Below are 12343 nucleotides of genomic sequence, written 5' to 3'. Positions count from 1 at the left end.
TTAAGATTATTGATTGTTTGATTGCCCTCTGTTTCTCTTTTTTTTACGTTTATTTTTAAGTTGATGAGGAATGTATGATGATTCATTTTCCAGACGAGTCAACAGGTTACAAATGCCTTCGATAGTAGACTTAAAATCAGCATTATAAACACCTTCATTTAATTCTTTAAAAAACCTTTCTTTGTAATCCCATTGTTGCTGATTTTCTTTGGTACTGTTCACTTGAGCGACCTTAGGGTTACTTCTATTCTGCAATTCATTAGAAGACAAGTTGCATCGATCTTGAATAGCTTTGGCACTGTATTGCTTCCCCAGATCACTACCATTAAAAACGGATTTGGACTGATGATCTACGTAGGTAATTCCGTAGATTTGACCCTCGCTACTGCGGCGTAAAACAAGATGAATACCTTCCTTTTGAAGCTCGGTGGATAGTTTTAAAAGCGATACCTTTTTCTTAAGGAAAATAAGATCAACTGCATTCTTTATTCTGTTTTTCAAAGATGCCGGCACTTTCTTGTTTACCTCAAATCTTTTTTCCAAAAACGCAAGCGTTGGTTTGTTGTAAAAACTGCTTGCTTTAAGAGGGACACCTATAGGTTTTTCTTCTTGATCTAGCATTCGGTAGACCAATCCTTTATTTTTAAAAATTCTAGATTCTTCATCTCCTCGATCAGCAGCTAAACTATATTGCAACAACACGGCGTTGAGTTCAGAAAGGCTTTTGTATTTATAATTTGGAAGCACATAATTTAGTACAGCTTGCACTGCCTTTTTAGATTCTGACGTTCCATAATTTATCTTAGACAATACCATAGGTTTTAGTGTCTGCTCCTTCTTGGTTTGGCTATCCTCAGCCCTAACTAATCCAAAGTTTTTTTCGATTTCTTTTCTAGCAGTTTCAGACTGATTTCTCCCTATATTATGCATGTCTATCCGGCTACCATCCGATCTTATTTTAATTGATACCAAATGAATGTGGGGATGTCCGGCATCATAATGTCTGTACACCAAGTAAGGTTGCTGTGCAAAACCAATTTTATTCATATAACTCGAAGCAATTCTTAGGAGTTTCTCATTGGTAAGGTTAGCTTCAGAAGTATCAAAATTGAGGGACACATGTACGCTGTTGTGTTTTACATGTTCATTTTGGGCACTCTGATTTAAAAGTCTACTGAGTTTCATTTGGCTAGTCAATAGATGTGTTTCCATGGGATAATTCACCGCACCAATGCACTGCGCTTTTCCTTCTTCTACTTTATTTTCATTATAGGTAAAAATCCGTCTAACAGAACTGCCAGTTTTAATTACTGCAACCATTTTTCTGAGAATTTCCGAAAGTGTTTTGCTAGTTCCTCTACCTTATCCATAAGCAATTTTTGTTCGTGTTGCGCACTTAAATTCCAGTATCGAAATTCTGGGATTTCTTTTAAGGTATGTAGCTTTTTCACCTTCTGATTAAAGTTATTTCCAACCGCATTTAATTCCCCTCTGAGCCTTATAATTTCATACATAAAATCATCCAGAGATTGATTTCTATAAACCGTTGTAACAGGTTTATTAAAAACTTGTCTACGTATAAAATCACTAAGCTTTCGGCATCGAGTAGCTTTCCATCTTTCTCCCATCTTTTTGTATTCTTCTGGTGTAAAACGAACCCCTACAAATCTCGTTCTGTTTGCATCTTTCTTTTCCATCATCTATCCTTTTCATTGTTCTGACAAACTGTTTTTTACTTTAAGGTTTCCCTGCTCCGAGTTCCGAGGCAAGAGCAGCAAGATTCGGTTGTTTAACAACCGGACATCTTGCCGTTTGCAGGAACGTGGCAAACTTTCAGACTTTTAAAGTTCATTTTAAAGCTTCATCAAATTTTTCCTTTATTGAAGCTAAATTAAATAAGTACTTTGGATTAATCCTATGATGGATATATTGTAGCCATGAGAATCAGCTAGCAGCAACTTATCTTTACAAGAGTCAAATAGTAATTTAAAACGTTGAAATTATGATCACAAAAAATGATGTTGCCAAAGTGTTTGATACCATTTTAAGTATCCCAGGCATGAATGAACCAGTGAAGATTGATTTGAAAATTTCACGCAAAAATGTGTTGCTACTGAGCCATCTAATTGAGCAAGGATTAGCAGTGGAAAATGAAGATTCTAGCCTTATGGAAAGCATGTCGGAAGAGGAATTTGCCAATCTAAAAAAGATAGCCGAGGAATGCCTACAAAAAGCGGGATTGGTTGAACTCAATCAAAAACTTCAAACGTTGAATCAAGCTTGTAAGTAAATGCCTCTTTCAAAGATTCCTTACAATGCCTGTATTTTTTTTGCAGGCATTTTTTTTCTAACTAGAAATCAGCACAAAACTGGCTCGATTTTCAAAAATTTTGGCTTGATTTTCATAAGTGTTCTGGCATTTTATGACCGTACTTTTGTTTTGATCAGAAATCAGAATTGATGGATGCACATTAAAATCAAGATCATGAATAAGTACTTCCAAAATAATAACAAGATTATTCACCTAATACGTTTTTTATTTATCCTGCTTTTTGTTTATGCGGCGGTAAATAAAATAATAGCAATGGAAACTTTCACTGTTCAGTTGGCACAGTCTCCCCTGCTCAGTGCTTTTGCCGGATGGGTTTCCTGGTTTGTGCCTTTAATTGAAATACTAATCGCTGTTATGTTGATTTTTCCTAAAACCCGTATGGTAGGATTATATGGTGCTTTAGGTTTGATGACGATGTTCACCGCATATATTTTTGTGGTCCTACATTTCAGCTCCTTCGTACCCTGTTCTTGTGGTGGCATCCTTGAAAAAATGTCCTGGAATGTTCATTTGGTTTTTAACCTATTTTTTGTGCTGCTGGCTCTCATGGGCCTATTTTATAATCCCCCTAGAAAATCTAAGGTAAAACCCAATATACAAAGTTGGAATAAACTTAAATACGCATTTGTTTTGATGATTTTAAGTATGGGATTGATTGTGGTCATGTTTTTAAGTTCAGAGAAAATAATACACAAAAAAAATCCTTTCATACGCCGCTACATTAAACAGACTATTAAGTTAATTAATAAAATCGATTTACACTACAACTCCTATTATTTTGCAGGTAGTACAGCCGATAAAATTTTCCTTGGTAACCTAACGGATCCATTTGAAATTATAAGTATAGACACACTAAAAAACCGAAGCAAACACAGCATTGCCTTTACCGATACTGGTGAGCCATTCAGAAAAATTTTTGTAAAAATCAAAGCTCCTTATTTCTATTTACTAGATGGATCGGTTCCGGTTATTTATAGAGGTAAAATGAGCGATTGGACAATCTCTGGTAAATTGGAAAACATACCCCATTTCACCACTGCAGTACCGGTTGATAGTAGCAGTTTCGTACTACGAAATAACGACGGTGCCGGTTCTCAGCACCAACTCGGCTTCTATAATGAAAATAAAACACTTAGAATTAAATATTTTCCCATTTTGCTACAGAAACAAATTGATGGAATTTTTGATACTGATGGCATGCTTCTTTACAATGAATACCGCAAGGAAATGGTCTATGTTTACTATTACCGAAATGGATTTGTACAAGCTAGCACAGAAGGTAAATTTAAAAGAGGTACTACAATAGACACGATTACGCACGCTAAGATTAAAGTAACCGAAATAAATAATCATACACAGCGCCGTTTAAGTGCTCCCCCCTATATTGTGAACGCATTGACTGCCACACAAAAAAACTTATTATTTATTCATTCAAAAGTCCCTGGTCGCTATGAAGATCCAAAAATGTGGGCTAACGCATCAGTGATAGATGTGTATGATATTGAGAAGGAAATTTATCTGTTAAGCTTTCCCATTTTTACCGATAACGGAACTAAAATTAAACAGCTATACCTCACCGATACTTATTTGTACGTGCTCAGTGGTAAAAATCTTTATGTGTATGTTATAAAAGGGCAGTTGAAAGAAAATCTTGAAAAAAATAACAACATTACCGGCCGGTAGCAGGAAAGCGATCAACACCTGTCATAAAAAGTAGATCATTGTTTAATTTAATATATTACGATTATGAAAACGACATTTTTAAAACCAACTTTATCTTTTGCTGCGGCAGCAGTAATGGGTATTTCAGGTGCTTTTCTAACTACCTCTATGCAGAATGCATCCAAGGCAGCACCACGTGATGGATATATCAACAGTCTCACAGGAGTTTGTGACGTTCCTGTTGAATGTTCTAATGATGCTACTCAACCCATCTGTCAAGCTAACGGACAACAAGCTTTTGGTAAAGGAAATAATTGTGCCGAAGTTCTGCACATGCCTTCTCCTTGATGAAATTAACTAACCTTTAAACACAATGCAGTTTTTTAAAACTGCATTGTAACTTTGTATTAAATCATAGCTGTTTGCTAATCCATTGAGTCTGTTTTTCCTCTTTAAGAAAATAATCAAACCACTGTAATATTTTTGTTGAGAGATCTTTTTGATTTTCAGGTTTCATGAAGGAATGTCCTTCCTCGGGATATAAAATCATAACACTTTTTTTCTTAAGACGATGCATTGCCACGTATAATTCAATGCTCTGATGCCAGTCAACTTGATTATCATTTTTACCACTCCAAATAAGTAGGGGTTTATCAATAGCTTGTGCACTAGCAAGAGGTGAATTTTTCATGTAGATCTCAGGGGCTTGAAAAGCTGAAACTCCTAATCTTAACTGTCCAACGTTAAACTTTGTCATATTGGCTTTTCCTTTATCCCAGTCTATAGAATGGTAAAAACTATAAAGATCTGTGGGAGGTGCTCCAGCAATCGCAGCAGCAAACATATTCGTTTTTCCAACAATAAATGAAGTTTCATAGCCTCCAAAGGAATGTCCCATCAATCCAATTTTACTTGCAACCACAATTCCTTTATCAATAACAGCTTTAGTTGCCGCTGTAACACAATCAACAGCACTTTCACCCGGCTTTCCTATTTCATAATCAATATCTGGGCGTAATACAAAATAGCCCTGCAATGTTAATACAGTTGGGTTAAATCCTACCAAATTAAAAAGTGTAGGTTTGATATAATTATGTATGTTCTGTGATTGCTTTTCGTATACGTGTACAATCATTGGATATTTTTTTTGCGGATTATAGCCAGCTGGATAATACAATGCTCCATGAAGCAATTTTCCCTTTGAATTTTTATAGGAAACAAGTTCAGCTTTACCCCACTTAAATTGGTGCTGGTGCTTATTACTTTCATAAAAAACGTTAGGCTCTTTATTTTGTGATTGCCGAACTAAAAATGGAGATTTATCAAAATTCTGTTTTTGATAGATAAAAGTTTTGGCCTTTTCAATGTAGTGCATATTATCAATCATGGCATCCTCATAAACAATACACTTTTCCTTCGTTTTTTCACTCCATAAAAAATATCCCGACTTTTTATCAATACCTTTTGCGCTGAGGATTATATCCTTATTTATATTTATGGTAGCTCTTTTGGCACCATCAAAATTTTGTTTTTTAAAAGAACTCCCTATATTATATGCAAAACGAAACTGAATTTCTTTTTCTCTTCCACTAGTTAATTTTCTCCACGTTCCATTTGGCTTAACGGCCCAAATATCAAACTGGTCATACAAAAGTATTTCTTGATCGCCATCAGTCCAACCTGGGTTGCCGCAAGGATAACCTACCCCTATATTACCGTTATCCTCAGAAAAATCAGTGTCAATTTCAGCTGTAATGTTGGTATGTTTTTTCTCAACTACGTCATAAATCCACCAATCATTCTCAAGGAAATAGGCAATATATTTTCCGCTTGGAGAGGGCAACAATCGATTTTTTAAATCTATAATATTTTTAACTAATAGTTCCTGTGTGCCCGTTTTAAGATCTTTAATAAAAAAATCCTTCACAACTTCAAGCTCCATTGCGGGTTCGTGCAAAAGAGGATCGGCAAGCAATGCATACTGTTGGTTTCCTGTAAGGAATACTTCAGAAAATTCAGGAGAAGAAATAACCCTAAAACTTCCGCTCATCGGATACCACACCGCTAGATTGGGCTTACTTTTCAGATCCTCGGTTCGCTCTTGTCGAGAATAAATTACTTTTTCGCCAGCGTACCAAATTTGAGGTTCATTTTTATCTTTTTTTTCTGAAGGAACACTTTGTCTTTTAGTAGCGAAAAAAACGCTTTCACCATCATCAGAAAGCATCATGGGATATAAGTAGTACGTTGTAATTTCTATATTTCCTAGAGAACCACTTTGTGTCATGGGATCTAGTGTTTTTAAAACTGATCGCTGCAAATTATAATACGATAAGGTTGTTTTTGAATCCTTACCGTTGTGCTGCAGGTACGACAAGGCTTTTGATTGTTGCCAAACAAAATTATCCCACTTTGCTGTACTATTGGCAATTAGTATTTTTTCTGTATACCCTGCCTTTATATCCATGATGCCTAAAGTATCACCCGCGTCTGATTTAGTTACATAAACAATTTTAAGTCCATCGGGGCTCATTGAAAAGAAAGATACTGATTCCTTTTCTTTCAACACCTTTCCTTTAGGATCCAAGATGCTCAACTTCTTGTTTTTCCCATCATCGGTCAACATTACTATTTGATGCGTACTTTCCGAATAAGCATAATTTGTCACCTTATCAAAACGTTTTTTGCTACCCTTTTTTAAATTGAGGATTTCCATATAATCTTGACGCAAAGTCACGAGGCCTTCGTCATTCAAGAAATTGTAACGCTTTAAACCTTTAAAATTATATTTTTTATCAAAGGTTGTACTCCGTACCACCATTGTATCCATATTATGATCATAATCGAGCTGATACAACACCCATTTTCCATCGGGGCTTACGTCATGCATATACATATCCGACCATCGGTGGTAGTCTGAACTCTGAGCATTCCTTTTTTGCAATTCCTGTCCTCTAAGAGGACAGGTTACTAATTGCAAAATAAACAACAAAAAGATAGTGGCCTTCATAAAAAATGTCACCCAACAACATTTCTGTATTCTTATAATTTGATTGTAAAAATTCATATAATTAGTATAATTATTAATATCCATCATTTTGGGGCAAAAGGGTCGGATTAAGGTTTATTTCATTCTGAGGCAATGGAAAAAGCCTATCGGTTGTATTCCAGCCTGGCTTTAGGGTTGATAAAGCCTGATCGAGTTGTCCATTTCGTTTTAGATCAAAAAAACGATGTCCATATTCTGAGAATAATTCTAATTTTCTTTCTTCTAGAATAGCTTGCAGCAACTCTTCTTTAGAGGATGCAAGGGCCTGGGCAAGTCCTGCACGTTGGCGAATTCGGTTTAGATCTTCTTTAGAACTTATCAAATCTCCTTGTTGTGCTCTGGCCTCTGCTCTAATCAGATATTGTTCTGCCAGTCTCAATACCACAGGATACTCTTTTGACACAGGGGTATTATAGAACTCTTTAAACTTATAAGTATAATACCAAGTGGAACTAGCATTAGCCATTGAACCCGTCCAATTGCTTTTTCTAAGATCAGTGGATGCAAAAGAGTTTATAAACTCAGCTGTTAAAGCAGCCGAAGGAGGCGGAACAGTAAAAAATATAAATGACGCAGCTTGGTCAGTATTTTTTCCTGCAATTGAGGGCTGTTGCTGCCAGATCGTTTCTTTCGATTCTTTAAGAAATACCCTCTTTAAATCCGATTGTAGGGTGTATAGCTCTGTAGCGTTGAGGAGTACAGATGCTGCATTGGCCGCTTCTGCCCATTTTTCATCATATAGATATACTCGTGACAACAATGCAAGAACAGCATAACGGTTGGGCCTTGTCCTTTCCGCTCTAAGATAATCCTTTTCCAGTAGTGTAGCTGCTTGCTCTAGGTCGTGGATAGTAAAGCTGTAAACTTCTTTTACAGTGACTTTCGGAGCTCTACTATTTAACCTGTAATCAGTAGTTTTGATGTAGGGAATTTCTCCAAAGAGATTAGTAAGATAAAAATGCACCATTGCCCTAATAAAGTAGGCCTCGCCTTGAAGTTGGGTTATTTGTTCTTCGGATAGAGCAGTAGAAGTTTCTAATCTTTCCAGTACCGAATTGGCAGCATAAATCTGATTATAGGCCACCGACCAATAATCCTGAACTAGATTATTACTTGGTAATAAGGCATTAGTGTTAAAAGCGGCAGCAGCCGCGGTTGGTGATCCATAATAATCTAATTCATCGCAATAGGATCCCAGCTGATATGAAATTCCCGAACTCTGCCCAGTTAACATGCCCCTATCTCTCATTTTTGCATATATGTCTGTTATGGCGGCACTTGCTGTGGCATAATTTTCAAATACGGCTTCGCTAGGCAATTGTGACTGTGGACTATCCGCCTCCACAAAAGAATCACAGGAGATATGTAAGATACCCACTACCATAAGAAAAAATAGTACGGTTGAATAACATGAAAGTAAAATAGGATGTGTAAATCGTTTCATAATGTTGATGATTAAAAATTAAACTGTATTCCTGCTGTGACGGTCTTTAGCGGAGGAAGATACCCATAGGTGGTAAACTCAGGATCCCCATCTTTATACTTAGCAAAGGTCAAGAGGTTTTGCCCCTGTACTGTTAGATTACATTGTACGGCATGCAGATTAAGAGGAATCTTCCAAGAAAGTGCTATGTTTTTAAGCCTTACAAAAGAGGCATCTGTTACAGAGGCTGTGCTTGAATTGAAGAGGTAGGCATTTGTCACCGCTGCACTATTATAACCTGCTGTGTAGCGCTGGTATTGAGCATCGTCTCCCACCTGTGTCCAACTATCCAGGAACCTTACAGGTTGATTTGCCATCTGTCCTGCGGGATCTAGAGTTGCATTTCTATTTTTCTGCTTTACAAATTGAAAAAGAAAGTCCAATGTCCAAGCCTTGTATACCAACTGATTTTGAAGACCACCAAAATATGTAGGTGTCATGTCTATGATAATTTGTTTATCATCTGGGTTAGTAATTTTGCCATCACTATTTAAATCTGTAAATCGATACAGTCCAGTTTGAGGATCAACTGACTCCAACTGATAAAGCAGTTGCAAACTTAAAGGTTGCCCCATACGGTAGGTCTGGCTATAACTTGACCCTTGCAAATTAGGAAACTCAAGTAATTTGTTTCTGTTAGAAGAAATATTAAAATTGGTAGTCCAACTGAAGTTATTGCCTTTAAAATTTTCAGTTCGCACGGTAAACTCCAATCCCCTATTTTGAACTAACGCATCCAGATTTGCTTGAATGGAGTTAAATCCAGTGGTTGCAGCCATCGGTATTCCTACCAGTTGATTGGATGATCTGTTTTGGTACCATGCAGCGGTTAAAAATATTCTATCCTTAAAAAATCCCATTTCAATGGCGGCTTCAAGTTTTTTATTGACTTCCCAACCAAAATCAGGATTATAAAGACGTGAAGGCTGTAAACCTACATTTCCATCATACAATACTCCAGTTGAAGTATAGGTGTCCATATACTGATAATCCCCTATTTTATCACTTCCTGTTGTACCGAAACTAGCTCTTAGCTTACCAAAACTGATGATATTGCTACCACTTATAAACTTTTCTTTGGAAAAAAGCCAAGCTGCTCCAACCGCTCCAAAATTTGCAAACTGATTTTCCGGTCCAAAACGGCTGGAACCATCCCGTCTACCTGTTAGGTTTATAATATAGCGTTCGTTAAAACTGTAATTGATACGCCCGAAAAAAGCCTGATACCTGTATTGAATCTTATCGCTGAATAAAGTTCGGGATGTTGAAGCAGAAGCCAAATTGTAGATTAAACTATTAGAACTAAAACCTGTTCCCGACTGAGCAATGCTTGTAGATGTTTGATCCTGAAATGTACTTCCCAAAATAATGGATACTTTACTTTTATCAAATGTTTTGTCGTAACTCAACTGCGGCTCTACGATCCAGGAATTCCGTTGTGTTTCTGCAACAAATAGACTTGAGTTGGCACTGGTAATATTGGCCACAGGATTATAAATAGTTGAGGGAGAAATTCGTGTCTCTACATGATTCAGATCACTGTATCCCAAGTTCGTCTTAAACTGCAACCCATTTAGGAGCTCATACGAAACCACTGCACTTGTAATGAGGTCTTTGGTTTTAGCTCTAAAGGTAGCGCCGAGAGTTCTCAAGGGATTGAGCCACGTATTACCCGCCCAGTTTAAACTCCCATCCTCATTATATAGTTCGGGAGAATTAGGGGCAAGATATCGCGCATTATAGGTAAAATCGGCAGCCGGTTGGTTGTTATTTTGGAGATTATAGCCTGTGTTTACAGTTAATTTAAAACGATCATCAGTAGATGCATGAGTTACATTTAGCTGTACACCCGTTTTGTTATAGGTAAACTCACCGGGAAAAACAGTAGTTTGCTTACTTGAGCTAGCATTTAGCAAAAACTGCGTTTGATCGGATCCTCCTTGTACTCCTGCATTAAATAGGGTTGTCAAGGCGGTTCTTCCTGTTAAGGTTTTCTGCCAGTCGGTATAGCGATCTTGATCCCAAGTTCCGTTTATATCGAAGGCTGAGGGTGGATATGTGGTTATCCCGTCGTTGGCAAATGCTTGTCTCCTCATGGAGAGATATTGTTCAGTATTCATTAACTCAGCAAATCTTGTAACGGAAGAGGCTCCTGTTGATGCATTTACAAAAAACATAGTTTTCCCTTTATGACCTTTTTTAGTGGTTATTAGCACTACTCCGTTGGCTCCTCTAGAACCGTAAATAGATGTAGCATCGGCATCTTTCAGGACCTCAATACTCTCTATGCTACTAGGATCAATACTATTGAGTGGACTACTAATTGTTGGAAAAGGCGTTGACGTCTGACTATACCCTATAGGATCCGAAGCATACGGAACCCCATCAATAATATATAAGGGGGCATTGGCATCGGAGCGCAAACTATTTTGCCCTCTTATTTTTATATCAAATCCCCCTCCGGGCATGCCAGTGGTTTGCGTAATGGCAACTCCTGCCATTCTCCCTTGCATGGTGGCCAAGACATTGGTCACGGGCTGTGTTTCTATATCTTTTGCTGTAATACGTGCAATACTTCCTGTGCGTTCACTTTCTTTAACCGAATAGTATCCGGCATTGACCTTAACTTCTTGAAGTGTACTGGTATCGTACTCTAACTTAATATCAATCGTCCTACGTCCTAGCACAGGCATGAGTACCTTTTTAAATCCGATGAAAGACACCACAAGAGTGTCTTTTGGAGCAGCATATATAGCATACTGTCCATTATAATCGGTAATAGCAGTAGTATTGGATCTGCTCTTTACAGTGATGGAAACACCGGGTAGTGGCGCATGCCCATCGGTAACGGTTCCTTGAATTTTAATTTCCTGCGGAAAAACATGAGGCTTCCGGTTTACATTTCCGGCAAATGAAGTTGAAAAGGACAATAGTAGGCATGAAAAAATTATGCAATAAAGTGTCTTCCCATCCTTGTAAAATGAAGAATAATTCATAATATTGAGATTGGTTAGTGAAATGGACATTTGATTAGCTAAGGTCCTCTGCTCTAGTTTGGTCGCTGAACAGAGGGCCATTTTTATGCTATAGTATTTATATATTTTGGAATAGCGGTTTACTTCATGGGCAATTTGTTCTAAATAGGTTAAACAATGACGAATACGAATTTTCTAAATAAAGAAGAAATGCTAAGAATTGTAAGGGAGTAAAAAAAATGGCATGGAACTCACCATACTGCCTTTGAGGTACTGGTATACCAGGGGACAATAAGTGAGCCCACGCCAAAGACGTGAGCATCATACTTATCATCTCGTCCCCGTTAAAAATTACCAGTTTTCAAAAGCGAGATTCAAAGCGAATGCTTCAAATATTTTTATATGAAGTTTCGCAAAATTAATAAAAAACCATCAAAGGTTTTTTTAAACTTTATTGAAAGTTCAAATATATGAAAAAAATCAGAAAATTGTCAAATTTGACAATTTTTTTTATTGCAATTGTTTCAATTTCACTTTATGAATGAAATTAGAAAACAATATTATGTCGCATTTGGGGAAAATTTGCATAAAATAATTAATATAAATAATACAGATGTAATGACAATTGCCTCTATTGGTAAAATTGAACCCAAACAAGTATACCGCGTTTTAAAAGGTGAACATGGTGCTTCAATGGGTACGATAATTTCAATAGCAAAAGGATTAAGAATTTCTCCAAAAGAACTATTTGATTTTGATTTTGATTTTGATCACGATTACTAAACACTTTTCTAAATATTAGGTTTAGGAACTTCAATCTCTAATTTCATTTTATTCTATCT

General features: G+C 36.8%; 9 protein-coding genes. 4 read left to right on the top strand and 5 right to left on the bottom strand.

Annotated features, from left to right (window positions below; genetic code table 11):
- Positions 1-6: 6 nt before the first annotated feature.
- Both I5M07_RS00305 and I5M07_RS00300 read right to left on the bottom strand, forming a co-directional pair.
- Complete coding sequence (locus tag I5M07_RS00305) at positions 7-1320, bottom strand: relaxase/mobilization nuclease domain-containing protein (RefSeq protein WP_200104184.1); 1314 nt, start codon at positions 1318-1320, stop codon at positions 7-9.
- Positions 1308-1697 carry a plasmid mobilization protein gene (locus I5M07_RS00300; RefSeq protein WP_317191302.1) on the bottom strand — a complete coding sequence of 130 codons (390 nt, stop codon included), beginning with the start codon at positions 1695-1697 and terminating at the stop codon, positions 1308-1310. The genes I5M07_RS00305 and I5M07_RS00300 overlap by 13 nt, the downstream gene beginning before the upstream one ends.
- Before the next feature lie 305 nt (positions 1698-2002).
- Here I5M07_RS00300 and I5M07_RS00295 point away from each other — a divergent pair, with 305 nt between their 5' ends.
- The 3 genes from I5M07_RS00295 (at position 2003) to I5M07_RS00285 (ending at position 4342) form a co-directional block, all read left to right on the top strand.
- Positions 2003-2290, top strand: a complete 288-nt coding sequence (locus tag I5M07_RS00295) for a hypothetical protein (RefSeq protein ID WP_200104180.1) — start codon at positions 2003-2005, stop codon at positions 2288-2290.
- 195 nt (positions 2291-2485) lie between these two features.
- Positions 2486-4015, top strand: coding sequence for a MauE/DoxX family redox-associated membrane protein (locus I5M07_RS00290; protein WP_200104179.1), 1530 nt, complete (start codon positions 2486-2488; stop codon positions 4013-4015).
- 63 nt (positions 4016-4078) lie between these two features.
- Positions 4079-4342 (top strand): hypothetical protein, encoded by a 264-nt coding sequence (locus tag I5M07_RS00285; protein WP_200104178.1) that lies wholly within the window; start codon positions 4079-4081, stop codon positions 4340-4342.
- A 64-nt stretch (positions 4343-4406) separates the two neighbouring features.
- Here I5M07_RS00285 and I5M07_RS00280 read toward each other — a convergent pair whose 3' ends face one another.
- From I5M07_RS00280 to I5M07_RS00270, 3 genes are read right to left on the bottom strand one after another with little or no spacing between them, the layout of a single operon-like run.
- The gene (locus I5M07_RS00280; RefSeq protein WP_200104177.1) at positions 4407-7091 is read right to left on the bottom strand and encodes an alpha/beta hydrolase family protein; all 2685 of its coding nucleotides are present in this window, start codon (positions 7089-7091) and stop codon (positions 4407-4409) included.
- Positions 7078-8487 carry a RagB/SusD family nutrient uptake outer membrane protein gene (locus tag I5M07_RS00275; protein WP_200104176.1) on the bottom strand — a complete coding sequence of 470 codons (1410 nt, stop codon included), beginning with the start codon at positions 8485-8487 and terminating at the stop codon, positions 7078-7080. The genes I5M07_RS00280 and I5M07_RS00275 overlap by 14 nt, the downstream gene beginning before the upstream one ends.
- Positions 8488-8498: 11 nt before the next feature.
- Positions 8499-11522: a SusC/RagA family TonB-linked outer membrane protein gene (locus tag I5M07_RS00270; RefSeq protein WP_200104175.1), complete on the bottom strand. Its 3024-nt coding sequence runs from the start codon at positions 11520-11522 to the stop codon at positions 8499-8501.
- A 516-nt stretch (positions 11523-12038) separates the two neighbouring features.
- Here I5M07_RS00270 and I5M07_RS00265 point away from each other — a divergent pair.
- A complete protein-coding gene (locus I5M07_RS00265; RefSeq protein ID WP_200104174.1) occupies positions 12039-12284 on the top strand; it encodes a hypothetical protein in 246 nt (81 codons plus the stop codon).
- Positions 12285-12343: the final 59 nt, after the last annotated feature.

It is taken from the genome of Flavobacterium agrisoli, from assembly GCF_016522065.1.
Classification (GTDB): domain Bacteria; phylum Bacteroidota; class Bacteroidia; order Flavobacteriales; family Flavobacteriaceae; genus Flavobacterium; species Flavobacterium agrisoli.
The sequence above is the reverse complement of the archived record's forward strand: the minus strand, read 5'-3'. Positions and strand labels throughout refer to the sequence as shown.